The sequence below is a fragment of the Lewinella sp. JB7 genome, from assembly GCF_024297185.1.
Lineage (GTDB): Bacteria > Bacteroidota > Bacteroidia > Chitinophagales > Saprospiraceae > Neolewinella.
Map to the genome: position 1 here is coordinate 861,991 of NZ_JANCTD010000001.1, position 15,333 is coordinate 877,323.

The 15,333-nt window shown below is 61.6% G+C and carries 13 protein-coding genes; 4 read left to right on the top strand and 9 right to left on the bottom strand.

Annotation, left to right across the window (positions count from 1 at the left end; genetic code table 11):
* Positions 1–4: 4 nt before the first annotated feature.
* Positions 5–904 carry a TIGR01777 family oxidoreductase gene (locus NMA52_RS03185; RefSeq protein WP_254826191.1) on the top strand — a complete coding sequence of 300 codons (900 nt, stop codon included), beginning with the start codon at positions 5–7 and terminating at the stop codon, positions 902–904.
* Positions 901–1,671 (top strand): TIGR03915 family putative DNA repair protein, encoded by a 771-nt coding sequence (locus NMA52_RS03190; RefSeq protein ID WP_254826192.1) that lies wholly within the window; start codon positions 901–903, stop codon positions 1,669–1,671. The genes NMA52_RS03185 and NMA52_RS03190 overlap by 4 nt, the downstream gene beginning before the upstream one ends.
* On the opposite strand, the gene NMA52_RS03195 is transcribed toward NMA52_RS03190, so the two are convergent.
* The 3 genes from NMA52_RS03195 to NMA52_RS03205 form a co-directional block, all read right to left on the bottom strand.
* A complete protein-coding gene (locus NMA52_RS03195; protein ID WP_254826193.1) occupies positions 1,655–2,146 on the bottom strand; it encodes a GNAT family N-acetyltransferase in 492 nt (163 codons plus the stop codon). The genes NMA52_RS03190 and NMA52_RS03195 overlap by 17 nt on opposite strands.
* A 7-nt stretch (positions 2,147–2,153) precedes the next feature.
* Complete coding sequence (locus tag NMA52_RS03200) at positions 2,154–2,708, bottom strand: phosphoribosyltransferase (protein ID WP_254826194.1); 555 nt, start codon at positions 2,706–2,708, stop codon at positions 2,154–2,156.
* A 469-nt stretch (positions 2,709–3,177) separates the two neighbouring features.
* Positions 3,178–3,708, bottom strand: a complete 531-nt coding sequence (locus NMA52_RS03205) for a hypothetical protein (RefSeq protein ID WP_254826195.1) — start codon at positions 3,706–3,708, stop codon at positions 3,178–3,180.
* A 39-nt stretch (positions 3,709–3,747) separates the two neighbouring features.
* On the opposite strand from NMA52_RS03205, the gene NMA52_RS03210 reads away from it, so the two are divergent.
* Positions 3,748–5,343: a glycosyltransferase family 39 protein gene (locus NMA52_RS03210; protein ID WP_254826196.1), complete on the top strand. Its 1,596-nt coding sequence runs from the start codon at positions 3,748–3,750 to the stop codon at positions 5,341–5,343.
* Here NMA52_RS03210 and NMA52_RS03215 read toward each other — a convergent pair.
* The gene (locus tag NMA52_RS03215; protein ID WP_254826197.1) at positions 5,340–7,457 is read right to left on the bottom strand and encodes a PQQ-binding-like beta-propeller repeat protein; all 2,118 of its coding nucleotides are present in this window, start codon (positions 7,455–7,457) and stop codon (positions 5,340–5,342) included. The genes NMA52_RS03210 and NMA52_RS03215 overlap by 4 nt on opposite strands.
* 128 nt (positions 7,458–7,585) lie before the next feature.
* Between NMA52_RS03215 and NMA52_RS03220 the strand changes: the two genes are divergently transcribed.
* Positions 7,586–8,764, top strand: a complete 1,179-nt coding sequence (locus NMA52_RS03220) for a cystathionine gamma-synthase (RefSeq protein WP_254826198.1) — start codon at positions 7,586–7,588, stop codon at positions 8,762–8,764.
* Here NMA52_RS03220 and NMA52_RS03225 read toward each other — a convergent pair.
* From NMA52_RS03225 to NMA52_RS03245, 5 genes are all read right to left on the bottom strand, one after another.
* On the bottom strand, positions 8,761–10,020 hold the full coding sequence (locus NMA52_RS03225; protein ID WP_254826199.1) for an aminotransferase class I/II-fold pyridoxal phosphate-dependent enzyme: 1,260 nt from the start codon (positions 10,018–10,020) through the stop codon (positions 8,761–8,763). The two genes, NMA52_RS03220 and NMA52_RS03225, sit on opposite strands and share 4 nt — an antisense overlap.
* Before the next feature lie 13 nt (positions 10,021–10,033).
* Positions 10,034–10,747, bottom strand: coding sequence for an NUDIX domain-containing protein (locus NMA52_RS03230; RefSeq protein ID WP_254826200.1), 714 nt, complete (start codon positions 10,745–10,747; stop codon positions 10,034–10,036).
* 692 nt (positions 10,748–11,439) lie between these two features.
* Positions 11,440–12,870 carry a nicotinate phosphoribosyltransferase gene (locus NMA52_RS03235; protein ID WP_254826201.1) on the bottom strand — a complete coding sequence of 477 codons (1,431 nt, stop codon included), beginning with the start codon at positions 12,868–12,870 and terminating at the stop codon, positions 11,440–11,442.
* Between the two features lie 49 nt (positions 12,871–12,919).
* Positions 12,920–13,930, bottom strand: a complete 1,011-nt coding sequence (locus tag NMA52_RS03240; RefSeq protein ID WP_254826202.1) for a hypothetical protein — start codon at positions 13,928–13,930, stop codon at positions 12,920–12,922.
* 108 nt (positions 13,931–14,038) lie between these two features.
* The gene (locus NMA52_RS03245; RefSeq protein ID WP_254826203.1) at positions 14,039–15,220 is read right to left on the bottom strand and encodes an exo-beta-N-acetylmuramidase NamZ domain-containing protein; all 1,182 of its coding nucleotides are present in this window, start codon (positions 15,218–15,220) and stop codon (positions 14,039–14,041) included.
* Positions 15,221–15,333 lie beyond the last annotated feature (113 nt).

The window sequence follows — 15,333 nt, forward strand, 5'->3', positions numbered from 1 at the left end:
GAGTATGCAGACGGTACTCATCGGCGGGGGAAGTGGATTTGTCGGCATGCATCTATCGCGTAAGTTGCGCAGCGCGGGCTACGAAGTGCGGCACCTGAGTCGCAGCGCCCGCCCGGACGCGGAGTTCCCGACATTTATCTGGGACATCCAAACGGGGGTCATCGACGCGGCGGCCTTCGACGGCATCGATTACGTGATCAATCTGGCAGGGGCGGGCATCGCCGACGAGCGCTGGACGGCCGAACGCAAGCAGGTGATCATCGCGAGCCGCACGGACTCCACGCGGCTCCTGGCCACGACGCTGGCACGCCTCGGCGTCACGCCTAAACTGTACCTCTCGGCCAGCGCCATCGGCTACTACGGCGACCGGGGAGAAGAGATTCTGGACGAAGCGGCAGCCCCCGGCAACGGATTTCTCAGCCACAGTTGCGTACTGTGGGAGGACTCCGTAGAAGAAGTAGCCCGACTGGGCGTACCGGTATTCATCAACCGCACGGGCATCGTGTTGCACCCCGAAGCCGGGGCCCTCGAAAAGATGCTGCTTCCCCTGAAGTTGCGCACCTCGACCTACTTCGGCAACGGTCGGCAGTTCTTCAGCTGGATACACATCGAGGATCTGGTGGGCATCTACGCCTACGCTATCGCAAACCAACTTACGGGGGTGTATAACGGAACCGCCCCCAACCCGGTCCGCAGCCGGGCCTTCGCCCAGTCGCTGGGTCCCGCCCTCCACAAATCCGCCCTGGTGGTGCCGGCACCGGCCGCCGCGCTGGAACTGGCGATGGGGGAAATGAGCCATACCGTCCTGGACAGCACCCGCTGTTCGGCGGCCAAGATCGAAGGGGCCGGTTATCGCTTCGCCTATCCGGAACTGAGTCAGGCTCTCGAACAGTTGCTGGGGTGATCTTTACGTACGACGGTACTTTTTCCGGCCTCCTGTCGGCCATTTTCGAAGCCTACCGCTTAAAGGCGGAGGTGACCGACATCGTCGCCGAAGATCGGTACCAGCAACAACTCTTCGCGGCGGCAACCTACGTCGACACCCAACCGGAACACGCCGCCCGCGTTATGGCCGGACTCAAAAAAAGGAGCGGTAACGATCGGATCGTCGAACTGCTGCGGCACGTCTACCTGACGGAGCAACCCGAGGTGGAGCGGTTGATCCTTTACTTCGTTCAGCGTCAGATGGCCGTGCACGGCCTGGACATCAGCAAGGATGCCGGCGACGAGCGTATCCGGCGGATACTCCGGCTCAAGCAGCAGATGGGAAGAGAAGTGCACCGGATGCACGCCTTTGTCCGCTTTCAGCAGACCGCCGACGGTATGTACGTGTCCCTGGTCAATCCGGACTTCAATTGTCTGCCCCTGATCGGGGATCACTTCGCGGCCCGGTATCCGGCGATGGAGTGGCTGATTTACGACACCGGTCGCCATTACGGGCTCTACTGGAACAGCTCGACCAAACGGGCGGAATTCATTACCCTAGATGCTCAACAGGACTGCCGCCTGCGTAGTCTGTCTGCCGATGTACTGGAGGCCGGCGAAACCGACTACCAGGAACTCTGGCAGACGTACTTCCGGGCCGTCGATATTCCGGAGCGGAAGAACCTCAAACTCCACCTGCAGCACGTTCCCAAGCGCTACTGGAAGTACCTCACCGAAAAGATTTGATCATGAAACGGTCGCAACTGCCGTGACCGGTGCTTCCCAGGGGGGCGGGCAGCGGCTCGAATCCGTACTTCTCGTATACCCGCGCCGCCGTGACCATGGAGGCCACCGTTTCCAGATACATACTCGCGAAACCATCCGCACGGGCGCCGGCTAAGCACCGTTCCAGGAGAAGCTTCCCCCCGCCCTTCCCCCGGGCCGCGGGCAACAGGTACATCTTACGCAACTCACACACCGTACCGTCGCCACCGGCAAGCGGGGCGTACCCACCGACGCCCACCACCCCGGCCGCGGGGGAAGCTTCGGTCAGTACGAAAAAGGCCGACCGGGGCTGCGCGTAGGCGGCGTACATATCCTCCAGTTCGGGATCGTTGATGGAATATCCTGCGCCGACACAGCCGAATTCGGGCATGACGGTTCGCACGACGCGGGCCACGGCGGCATTGTCGGCGGGTGTGATGGGACGTAAGTGGAGCATGCGGTGATTAGTACGTTTCTTCGAGTTGGTAGAGGGCAGGCAGGTGACGTCCCAGTCCGTCGTAGTCCAGACCGTAGCCCACTACGAATTTAGGGGGAATGGTGAATCCCACCAGGTCTACGGGAATATCCGCACGCTGCGCCTCCGGTTTGTGGAGCAAGGTGACCAGGGTCACGGAGCGTGGACCCAGTTCCCGTAGCTTCGGCAGAAAGGCCTGCATGGTCAGCCCGCTATCGACAATGTCTTCCACGAGCACGACGTCCTTATCCCGGACCAATGATTCTTCCGGAGGAAGCAGCAGTTTAACCTCCCCGCCGGTTTCCGTACCGACGTAACTGCTGGTACGCACGAAGGAAACTTCCCCACCCAGGCGGCTGGCCCGTAGCAGGTCGGCCGCGAATATGAAGGCCCCCTTCAGCATAATGACGAAACTCGGGTTTCCGGCGGCCAGCCGCGCATTCAGTTCATTGCCCAACTCGGTGACCCGCTCCTGAATGACCGCCTGACTCAGGAAGGGACGGAAGTAGTATTCGTGCAGCTTGATGCGGTCGGGTGGTAGCATGGGGGGAAGTTAGAGGTACGCAAGCGTGCGCAAAAATACCGGCTGTTTTACGATCCCAAAAAATGACCGAATGCTAAAGGCGAAGATTGGCCCCGTAAGCAAAGCATAGACCATCATCTCCCATTTGGAAGCATGAAACGAATAATTCGGGTATCACCAAATATTATTTTATTCATATTCGTCAAGCCGACAATCCTGCGGAAACGCAGGGAAGCAAACAGCAAATTCGTTGCTTAGACAATCTAAAATTTGCCCAAAAATGTCCGGCTCCACACGATATTTATACGATAGCGAGAAATGCCAAAATTTAATTCCTCACGCATTTTCGCGTTTAGGTTATGAACTTTGTTACAATAAGTTCCTATATTTGAATCAACGCAAAGCCGAAAGGCCGTTAGCGTGACTTAGAATAATTTGGTTTTATTTGGTTAGGGCTGAGGTGGTGCTGTGGTGGCACTGCCTCATTTTTTTACCACCCTACGGTAATGACCGCGTCGAGATCCTTACCGAAACGATTGGTCTGCTCGGTACGCATGCGGTAGCCCGCTCCGGGATCATAGTCCAGTCGGTGCAGCCCGTCGGAGAGCACGGTGCCCGTCCGCCGTAGGATCGAAATTCGCTCCGGCCGCTGACTTACCGTATACACCACCAGTTCGCGGGTTTCGAGGGTACTGTCGGTCGCGGTATACGTCTGGATAAGGGTGTCGCCGGATTCATGCCGGTCGAGCCGGTACTTATCCAGGTAAGCGGGCTTGTTGATGTCGGCGTTGCGGAATACCCGCAGGTCGTTGGCGAAGTTGAGATCGCGCATCTCTTTGGTTTCCGTAGTGCCGTTAAGGACAATGGTCTTGGACACGGTAGGCCGCAGCTCCGTAAGGCTGTCCACCTGGGCGTCGATGTAGCCGGCCAGATCGAAGAAGGGCTCCGGCCGCGTGGCGGGGTTGACTTCGTCGGCGTAGCAGCCGGAGAGGAAGAGCAGCAGCACGAGAACGCGGATCATAGGCGAGGCGGTAACTTTACCTACCTAACGCATAGCTCCGTGAATAGTGGTAAGGAAATCTGGCCGGCCCTGGGCGCCCTCCTCCTGACCTGCCTGCTGTGGAGCTGGGGACTGGGCCGCCTCGACCTCTTCGACTGGGACGAAATCAACTTTGCCGAGATCGCCCGGGAGATGGTCCGGACCGGCAACCTACTCCAACCAACCATCGACTTCCTCCCCTTCTACGAGAAACCCCCGCTCTTTCCCTGGATGCAGTGGGCGGCCTTTCGCGCCCTCGGCGTGGGGGAGTTCGCCGCCCGCCTGCCCAATATCCTGTGTGGCGCCCTCACCCTGGCCTTCCTCGGGTATTACGGCCACCGGCGCGGCGTAGGCTACTGGTGGGCGGCCTTCTACGCCGGCAGCCTACTGCCCTCCCTCTACTTCCGCTCGGGCATTATCGACCCCTGGTTCAACCTCTTCATTCTCCTGGCCGTGGCGGCCCTGTTTCCGGCCGGCCGGTTAACCACTCCCACGGTGCTGCGGAGCGGGTTCTTCCTCGGCCTGGCCATCCTCACGAAGGGTCCCGTAGCCGGACTGATCGTGGGCCTCGTCGCCGGCTGGTACCTGCTGCGCGGACGGAGACAAAACGTGCTGGCCTACGCCTCGATCGGACTGCTCTCACTTTTACCGGCCGCGATCTGGCTCCTGGCGATGTGGCAGGCCGACGGGGGATTCGTCCGGGCTTTTTTCGCCTACCAGTGGCGTCTGTTTACCCAGGAAGACGCGGGGCACGGCGGGTTCTTTGGCTACCACGTGGTGGTCCTGCTCATCGGGTGTTTTCCGGCGTCCTTTTTCGCCCTGCCGGCGCTCTTCGGAAGTGGCCGTTTCGCTTCGGCTACGGACCGCGGCATGCGGGTGCTGTTCTGGGTCACCCTCATACTGTTCTCGATCGTAAGTACAAAGATCGTTCATTACTCGAGTCTCTGCTACTTTCCCCTCACCTGGTTGGCTGCCCGGTGGACGGTCGCGGTCGGACCGCAGGCGATCTTCCCCCCTCGCTTACTGTTCGGACTCCGTTCGGTCTGGGCGATCTACCTCACCGCCACCCTGCTGGCCGCCGTGGCCGGTTGGACGATGGAGCACTGGTTGCCCCTGATCACCGATCCCGAATTACGATCCCGCCTGGAAATGCCCGTAACCTGGCCGTGGTACGCCGTCCTACCCGCGGTGGTCGTGGTCGCCCTGCTGGTGCTGGATGGGCACTTACACCTTCCCGTTTCCGGTCGGGCAACCCTGCACTTACTCGCGATGGGCGTATTCTGCCTGCTCGCTCTGCCGGTCTTCGCGCCCCGCATTCAGCAGTACACCCAGGGGGCCGCCGTGGAGTTTTACCGGGGGCTCGCCGGCCGCGACGTGCTGTTGGAAACCTGCCGGTACAAGTCGTACACCCCGCTTTTCTACGGGGCGGGGACGCAGGAGCTGGGGGGAATTACCCGGGAGCAAGCTTTTTACGGGCCTATCCGTCACCCGGTCTATTTTTCCAGTCCGCTGCGCCTCACGGACCGGGCCCGCCGTGACGTGCCGGACGCCGAACTGCTTTACCAGCGTGGCGGATTTTCCTTCTTTCGGCGCCCCGTGCCGGGGCCAGCGGACTAGCGGGCGGGAAGGCGGAAGGCCACGTAGCGGTCGCCCGAATCGGTACCCAACTTGCCCCCGCCGCAGGCGATCACTACGTACTGCACGCCATCCACCGCGTACACCGCCGGCGTGGCGTAGCCCGCCGCCGGCAGGGGGGCTTCCCAGAGCAGTTTACCATCCCTGGCCCGGAACGCCCGGATCTTTTCGTCGAGGGTAGCCGCGATGAACACCACGCCACCGGCCGTCGCGACCGGCCCTCCGTAATTTTCCGATCCCGTGTTCCGGATACCTCGCTCGACCAGGTCGGGATATTCGCCCAGCGGCACCTGCCAGCGGATGCTGCCGGCGTCGAGATCGATGGCGGTGAGGGTGCCGTAGGGCGGCGAAGTGATCGGGTGGCCGTCGCGGGTGCGCAACCGCTTGTAACCATCCATGATGTAGGGGTAGGGCCAGCTTCCCTCCCCGCCGGCCTCCACCTTTTCCCCGGCTTCGACCGGGCGATCGTGCGCGACCTCCGGACCCTCTTCGTCGAGGGTGAGCAGCCACTCCGCCACGGCGGTAACCTGCGCTTCCTCCAGCCAGGTGACGGCGGGCATGGCTCCCCGCCCGTGCTGTACGATCTGGGTGATCGCCGGGGCATCCAGCCGGGGTGACAGTCCGAGCAGGGACGGACTCTGAAACACCCCGCCACCCTTCAGATCCGCCCCGTGGCAGGCCTGACAGGCAATCGTATACACCGACTGTCCGGGGTCGGCACCGTCGAGCTGATCGACCGCGTTCATCTTCAGCATCCAGGGCATTTCGTTGGCGTTGACGAAGAACAGCCGGTCCGACGGTGAGTAGGACGCCCCGCCCCATTCCGCCCCACCGTCAAAGCCGGGAAACATGATCGTACCCTCTTCACTGGGGGGAATGAAGGGACCCCCGTAGCGGGAGGCGGCCAGCAATTCCTGAGCCTCCCGGCGCATGGTGGTGTCGAAGGGATATAGGTCGGTCTCGGTCAGCCGCTGACGGGTGAAGGGCGGCGGCAGTACGGGCATGGGCTGGGTGGGACTGGTCCACTCGCCCGTCAGGTCGGAAGCGGGGTAGGGCCGTTCCTCCACCGGAAAGAGCGGCTCGCCGGTATCGCGATCGAGAAGGAAGAGGTATCCCCCCTTCGTGACCTGCGCCACGGCATCGCGATCCTGGCCGGCGTGGTTCACGGTCACCAGGACCGGCGTGGCCGGGTGATCGCGGTCCCAGAGGTCGTGGTGCACGGTCTGGTAGTGCCAGATCTTTTCGCCGGTGCGGGCATCGAGGGCGAGTACGCAGTTGGCGTAGAGGTTGTCGCCCGGCCGGTTGCCGCCGTAAAAATCGTAGGAGGCCGAACCGGTGGGGACGTAGACATAGCCCCGCTCCTCATCCAGGCTCAGGCCCGCCCAGGCGTTGGCTCCGCCCACGGCGTCGTCGGGGAGGGTCCGGAAGATCCAGACCAGTTCGCCGGTGTGGATGTCGAAAGCGCGAATGTGACCCGGTGCCGCCCCGATGTCTTCACTTACCCGGCCGCCCATGATGATCAGGTCTTCGAAGATGATGCCCGGACTGGTCGAAATGACGAACATATCCCGGGCCGCATCACCCAGTCCGGTATGGAGGTCCACGCGACCCTTGTCCCCGAAGGTGGTGACAGCCTGCCCGGTCGCCGCGTCCAGGGCGTACAGGTAGGGGCCGGCGGGGTAGTAGATCTGGCTCCGGTCGCCGTCGGTCCAGTAGCTCAGGCCGCGATTGGTGCCCATGCCGAAGAGATCCTTACTGAATACGGCCGGGTCGAAGGTCCACCGTTCGGCCCCCGTCGCCGCGTCGAGGGCGAAAGCCTTCAGTTGGGGGTTGGTGCCGTACAGCACTCCGTCCACGATAAGCGGGTTGCACTGGATCTGGCTGCGGTGGAGGCTGTCGCGGTCGCCGGAAGCGTAGGACCAGGCCACCTCCAGTTGCGCGACGTTGGCCGTGTCGATCTGGCTGAGACCGCTGTACTGAGTGGTAGCGGGGTCGCCCAGATAGTCGGCCCAGTCGCCCGTTACGGTTTCATCGGCGGTATTCCGGCAACCGTGAAGTGAGCAGATCACGGCCAGGAGCAAAAGGCTTCGATTCATTGTCGGAAGATCGGAAAATGCGCGGAACCCCTACCGTGCTTGCTTGCTTTTTCCGTAGAACACCGCACCCGCGGCCCCGCCACAACTCCCGCCCCCCGCGCGACGTTATCCGACCTAAACCCGAACGTATGAAAGCCGATCGCAACGCCAACTTTGGTACCCAGTGCATCCACGGAGGCCTCCAGCCCGACCCCCAAACGGGAGCGGTAATGACCCCCATTTACCAAACCTCGACCTACGCCCAGTCGGCCCCCGGCGTGCATAAGGGGTTCGAGTACGCCCGCACCGGTAACCCAACCCGCACCGCTCTGCAGCAGAACCTGGCCGCGATCGAAGGGGGGGAACACGGCATTTGCTTCAGCAGCGGACTATCGGCAATGGACGCGATCATCCGACTGTTTCAGCCCGGTGACGAGATCCTGGCGAGCGACGACCTTTACGGCGGCAGTTACCGACTCCTGACCGCCGTCCTGGGCACTTTCGGCATCAAGAGCCGGTTCGTCGACATGCGCGACGCCGCCGCCCTGGCCGAACAGATCCGCCCCGAAACCAAGCTGCTGTGGATCGAGACGCCCACCAACCCGATGCTCAACATCGTCGACATCGCGGAGCTCACCGCCCTGGCCCGGGAACGCAAGGTGCTGACCTGCGTCGACAATACCTTCGCCAGTCCCTACCTCCAACAGCCTCTGGAACTGGGGGCCGATCTCGTGCTGCACAGCGCGACGAAGTACCTCGGCGGCCATAGCGACGTGGTGATGGGCGCCGTAGTGACCCGCAACGAAGAACTGGCCAAGCGCCTCTATTACCTCCAGAACGCGGTGGGTGCCGTGCCCGGTCCCCAGGACTGCTTCCTCGTCCTGCGCGGCATCAAGACTCTCCACCTACGGGTACAGCGGGCCTGCGAGAATGCCCGCCGCATCGTGGAAGTGCTCCAGAATAACGATCTGGTCGCCAACGTATACTACCCCGGCCTGGCCGATCACCCCCGGCACGAAGTGGCGGCGCGGCAGATGCGCGACTTCGGCGGCATGGTCAGTTTCGACCTGAAGGAAGACACCATGGAAGCCGCCACGGAGGTGATGAAGAATACCCGCTACTTCACCCTGGCGGAGAGCCTGGGCGGAGTGGAAAGCCTCATCGGGCACCCGGCCTCGATGACCCACGCCAGCATCCCCCGGGAGCAGCGACTCAGCGTAGGCCTTACCGATAGCCTCATCCGACTCAGCGTAGGGGTGGAGGATGCCGAAGACCTCGTTAAGGATCTGGAAGCCGCCCTGGCCGCCGCCGTAACCGTAGCTGGCTAAGCGAAGTACGCGGTGATCCGGCGCATAGCCTCCTTAAGCGCCTCCGGGCGAACGCAGCTATACACGATGCGGTACCAACCGGCCGTGGGCTGACCCAGTCCCCCCGGCGCGGTCAGCAGTACGCCCGTACGCTCGAAGATGTCGTTCCAGAGGACTTCGGCCTCTCCGGTGGTAGGCCGGGAAAGGAAGCGGGAGAAATCCGCCCAGACGAACAGGCTCCCCCGCGCCGGCGCGTAGGGTACGCCGATCCCGTCTAAAGCATCCGTGACGGTGGTGTATGCCTCCGTGAGCAGTAGCTGATTGTTTTTTTGGTAAGCGGTGACCCAGCTGTCGTCGTTGAGCACCTCCGCCAGCAGCCACTGCGTAAGGTTGCTGATCTGGTGGGGGGCGTTGAAGTTAGCGTAGGCACTGCGTAAGTCGCCGTTGCGGGTATACAGCAGTCCTACCCGGAATCCGGAAATTCCGAAGTCTTTGCTGAAGGAGTACCACCAGTGGAGGTAGGGGCTGTCGCGACGTTCCAGCAGCGGAAGAAAGGAGGTGAAGGGAGCATTGTTGCGGACCGCCTCCGGCAGAAACTGACTCAGGGCATAGATCTCGTTCACGACCAAATGTACCCGGTGATCGATGCACCAGTCGGTAATGGCTTCCAACTGTCTGGCGGAGTATACCGCTCCGGTAGGGTTGTCGGGTTGGGTCAGTACGAGCAGGCGAAAGGCACCACCGAGTTCCGCCCGGGCAGCGTCCAGATCCGCGACGGAGAGGGGGTGAAATTGCCCGTCGCCCGGATTAATATAGGTGGTGATGTCGTAGCGTTCCAGTCCGGCCTTGCTGTTGATGTCCGGCAGGTAAGCCTGGTAAGCGGGGGCGGGGAAGACGGCGCAGTCGCCGGGATCTCCCAAGGCTAGTGCCGTAAGTTCGATGACCGCCGTAGCCCCCGCGGATGCACAGAAATTATCCGGCTTAAGTTCCCGCCGCGCGATGTGCTTGCCCACGAAGCGCGCGACGGCCGTCCGGAAATCGGGGTGACCGCCCAGGGGAGCGTAGGCGGCGATCCATTCCGGCCACGGACGGCTTGCGGCAATGTCCTGCAGTTTCTCCCGCAAAACGTCCCACTGCAGCAGGTTCTCGGCGATGCAGAGGGTGATGGCGCCGTCCGGTTGGTCTGAGCTGTAAGGATTTTCCATTGCCCGGTCGAAGAGGGCGAAGTCGGGGCGTAGGGGCTGGGTGGCTTTGCGGGTGCCGCGGCAGGAAAGCATGGGGGAGGGGGGGTTAAAGCTCGAAATCCAGGGCCCGGCGCAGAACGGCGGAATCGCGCTGCTCCACCAGGTGATGGTAAGTTTCTTTATTAAATCGGTAGAGGGCGGCGGGGCGGTGGGCGACGTTCTGCTGGCGGCCGACCTCCTGCAGGATGCCCGTCTTCATAATGCGGGTACGGAAATTGCGCTTGTTGAATTGGGGGACGCCGAGTACGGTTTCGTACAGTGCCTGCAGTTCGGCCAGCGTGAATTCCTCGGGCAGGAGTTCGAATCCGATGGGTTGGTAGCGCACCTTGGCCCGGAGGCGGGCGGTCGCCATCTCGATGATCGTAGCGTGGTCGAAGGCGAGTTCCGGAAGCTCCTGTAGTTTGAACCAGTCGACGCGCTCGGCGTCGGAGGCGGCCACGGCGGGATGATCGGTCAGATTGACGAGGGCGAAATAGGCAACGCTGATGACCCGTCCCCGCGGATCACGGTCCGGCGCCCCGAAGGTGTACAGTTGCTCCAGAAAAAGATCCTTCACCCCGGTTTCTTCCCGCAATTCCCGCAGCGCGCTGGTTGCCAGATCCTCCTCCATATCGACGAAGCCGCCGGGCAGTGCCCACTGCCCCTTAAAGGGTTCGCCGCCCCGCTGAATAAGCAGCAATTTCAGATCGCGGCCGCCGTCGTAGCCGAATACGACGACATCTACGGTAACGGAAGGGCGGGGGTGCTGGTAGGTGGGCAAGAGGGTGGGGTTTGAAATTTACAATTTACAACTTGGCATGTACCATTTTCAATTTGCGTGGATGCTCGCGGTGCTCGGGGTAAAGATTTAAAATGTAAAATTTTCAATTTCAAATTTGCGTGGATGCTCGCTGCGCTCGTGTGGCACGGGACCGGGGGGGCAATTTGAAATGTGGAATTTTCAATTTACGGATGTACTTGATGGGCCGGTGGGGCACGGATAGGGGGTGGTGAAATCTTAAATGTAAAATTTTCAATTTCAAATTTGCGTGGATGCTCGCGGTGCTCGGGTTGAAAATTTAAAATGTAAAATTTTCAATTTCAAATTTGCGTGGATGCTCGCTGCGCTCGTATAACACGGGACCGGGGGGGCAATTTGAAATGTGGAATTTTCAATTTACGGATGTACTTGATGGGTTCGTGGGACAGGGATAGGGGGTGGTAAAATCTTAAATGTAAAATTTTCAATTTCAAATTTGCGTGGATGCTCGCTGCGCTCGTGTGGCACGGGACCGGGGGGGCTATTTGAAATGTGGAATTTTCAATTTACGGATGTACTTGATGGGCCGGTGGGGCACGGATAGGGGGTGGTAAAATCTTAAATGTGCAATTTTAAATTTTCAATTTACATGGATGCTCGCTGCGCTCGTGTGGCACGGGACCAGGGGTAGTGAAATTTCAAATGGGCAATTTTCAATTTTCAATTTGCAAAGTCTGCTTTTGCGCCAGCAACTCGGGGGTGAGGCCGTAGACGAAGTCATCAACATCCGGTCGGTGCCAGCGCGACCAGTTCCGTAGGGCGCGGTCGCGGGTGCGGTGGATGTCGGTGGGGCTGTGTACCAAAGCGCCGTCGCGGAAGACCGGGACGAGCAACTCCCGGGGTTCGCCGGAAAGTGCGTGGTCGCGGCCGTCAGCATCCGTAATGTTAGGCGGTGGTTCGCCGTGCAGAGCGTTATAAAGTTGACTGGCTGCGGGGCGGTCGCCCGCGTAGTACCGGCGTACGGCCAGCATCCCTGGGTTACTAGCCTTAGCGGCGATCTCGGACTGCTTCATTCGCGGTTCCCACTCGCCGCTTTCGTTCTGGATAGCCGCTAACTTGTACACGCCCCCCAGCGCGGGTTGATCATAGGCGGTTGCCAGACGCGTACCGATGCCCCATACACCAATGCGTGCCCCGGCATCCTTCAATTCCCGGATGGCGTACTCATCGAGGCTGTCGCTGGCGAGAATATGGGCGTCGGGAAATCCCGCCTCGTCGAGCAGGCGCCGCGCTTCCTGGGACAGCGCGGTAAGGTCGCCGCTGTCGAGCCGGATCCCCAGCATTTCGTGACCGCGTTCCCGCATGGCTTTGCCCACCGCGATGGCCTGTCGCGTACCTTCCAGCGTATCGTAGGTGTCCACGAGAAAGATGGCATTGTTCGGCATGGCTTCGGCGTAGGCCGCAAAGGCCGTGTACTCGTCCGGGAAGACCATCACCCAACTGTGGGCGTGGGTGCCCCGTACGGGGATATCGTAGTAGCGGCCCGCCCAGACGTTGCTCGTGCCGTCGCAGCCACCGATGTAAGCCGCCCGGGAAGCGGTGAGGCCGCCATCGATCCCCTGGGCCCGTCGCAGACCGAATTCGATCACCGGGTCGTCCCCCGCCGCGGCACGAATGCGGGCGGCCTTCGTGGCGACGAGGGTAGAGAAGTTCATAACGGTGAGCAGGGCCGTTTCGAGCAGTTGCGCCTGGATAAGCGGAGCTTCGATCCGCAGCAACGGCTCGTGGGGCAGGGCGATCTCCCCCTCCGGAACGGCATCGATGTTGCCGGTGAAGCGGAGGCGCTGCAGGTAGTTCAGGTAGGGCTCGTTGAACAAGGGCTGTCCGTTCACTCCCTTCAATCTCCCCAGGTATTGCACGTCGTCCACGCTGAAACGAAACCGCTGTATGAGGTCGATCGCCAGCGGCAGCCCGCTCGCCAGGGCAAAGCGATCGCCGAAGGGAGGTTGGCGGAAGAATAGGTGAAACACCGCCCTACGCTCCTGCATGCGCTGCCGGTAGTACCCATACCCCATGGTGAGTTCGTACAGATCGGTCAGCAAGCCGAAATCCGGACGGTAAACGGAGGTAAGATGGGTGGGCATACGCTTAGTTTGATTTACAAACAAAGCTATTCCCAATTGTTCACAATCCTCAGATCGCCGCCGCTACGGCCCGCGGGACTACGAAATCCATCCACAGCAAGGGTGACGGGTGCAGCTGGTAGGTGAAGTCGATGGCCTCCAGGGGATTGGTAGCGTCCGGATAATCGTCGATGATCTTCGGGATCGTGAGACCACTTTCGTAATCGGTCAGCCCGTAGCCGCCGTACACCTCGATGAGGGTGCGAATGGCCAGCGGACCGGACTCTTGTCCCGGCAGGAGGGAAGGGACGGTTAGCCGGACGGTGGGCCAGTCGGTCGTATTCGGCCCCGGCCGGTAGGCGTGAAGGGTAGCCCGGTCGACGGTCAGGATCTCTCCCAGGTCGGTCGCCACGGTTTGCTCGGCATCATCGGTGAGGGCGGCAAGCCGCAGGGTGATCCGTTCCGGGATCATGATGACCTCGGGCGGGAGTTGGGCCATCAGATTCAGGGCGATGGGCACCTGCATCTCGTCGATCAGGCAGTACTGCATCGTCTCGCTCAGCATGATGTCGACCGCCGGAGACTCGCCGATTCGGTAGGTGGAAGCATCGGTTTGGATGACCCCGACGATGTACGCGTTGACGTCCAGGTTCGTAAAGAGCTGGCGGACGGCCCGGTAGCTGGGGCCGGTGATCTCCAGACACGTAAACTGCAGCTCCTCCGGCGTAAAGCGGGTCATGAGGGGCACGGCCAAGGTACCGAAAGGACCGGTACCCGCGTACAGAACGTGCACGGGACCCGACCGCCGCGCGGCTACGTCCCGCACGGCGCGGTATAGGCCACTTACGAATCGTTGGGTACGGATCAGGTCGTCGACGCAGAGCGCGGCCCAGGTTGCCCCGATGGCAACGCCGGTTCCGGTGTTAAAGTGGCCGATGCTTTCGTCTTCGCCGAGATCGATGCCCGAGGCGGTCAGCAGCAGGTCCCGGTAGCGGTCGATGGTTTCGCGCAGGAGTTCGGGCCCGGTGGTATCGTCCAGGAGGGCATCGGTGATGGATGCCAGGGCTTCGTATTGGTGCATTCACTAAAATTGGCGAACGACCAAAGTCGGAAGTAGCGCGTGGCGGCGAAGGTAGCTGTTCTGCGGGCGGCGCGGGCAATTACTTTCGGACGCGACCGGCGGGGTAACTTATTCCGGATACAGGAGGTAGCCTTTCCGCATATCCCGGTAGGCGCGCAACTCCGCGGACCAGCTGTCCCGGATCTCGGCTTCCGACCGTCCCGCCTCGATCATTTTGCGTAAGTCATCGGTGCCGGCCAGTAAGTCGAAGAAATCCGGGCGGGTGAAGAAAGTCTGTCCCTGCGCGGTCAGTACTTGGTAAGTACTCAGGAGGGGCGTCAGGTCGATCCGGGAGCCCCGGTAGGTGGCGGCGGGGGCCTTGCTCAGGTCGTAGCCGTGGCACAATTGACCGTTAAGCTTGGGATCCGCGGCACCGGGTCCGGGCCGGGGGGTGAAAGAGTCGGGCGCTCCGGTCAGTTGGGGGTGGCCGTAGAGCTGAAACTGGCGGTTGGTACCGCGCCCGACGCTCAGTGCCGTACCCTCGAAGAAGCAGAGGCTGGGATAGAGGTAGATGCTCCGCTGGTTCGGCAGGTTGGGGGAGGGGGCGACCGGGAGTTCGTACACCGCCTCGTGGGTGTAGCCGGGACAGGGAATTACCGTCAGGTCACAGCGCAATCCCTCGCCGAGCCAGCCTTCGCCGTTGACCATGCGGGCGTATTCGCCCACGGTGAGCCCGTGAACGACGGGGATGGGGTCCAGGCCTACGAAGCTCTCGAAGCCCGGCTTACGGATCGGTCCGTCCACGTAATGGCCGTTGGGGTTCGGTCGGTCGAGGATCAGCACGGGCTTGCCCGCCCGGGCGGCGGATTCCATGACGTAGTGTAGGGTGGAGATGTAGGTATAGAAGCGCGCGCCGACGTCCTGAATGTCGAAAACGATGAGGTCGAGATCGGCCAGGTCGCTTTCGGCGGGTTTCTTATTCCGGCCGTAAAGGGAGCGAATGGGGAGGTTCGTACGCGTATCGACCCCGTCGGTGATCTCGGCACCGGCGTCCGCTTCTCCCCGGAACCCGTGTTCGGGAGCGAAGATGCGGCGCACGTCCAGGCCCAGAGCCAGCAGGGTATCCACCAAATGGGTATTGCCCACGGTCGATGTCTGGTTGACGACCAATCCAAGGGTTTTTCCCTCCAGTACGGGGAGGTAGGATTCGGGGTGGTAGGCGGCGGGGAACGCGGGTCCGGCGTCCGTACCTGAAGAGCTGTTTTCCTGGGTTTCCGCCGCTACGTCGGCCGGCTCGTTCCGGGTTTCCACGGCTCCCGCGGACCCGCCCGATTTAAAACAATTTGCGGTAAGCGTTAAGGTAAAACAAATAATAAGGTATACCTTGGCCATTACAGTGCATTGAAGACCGCCGTGGAGTGCGG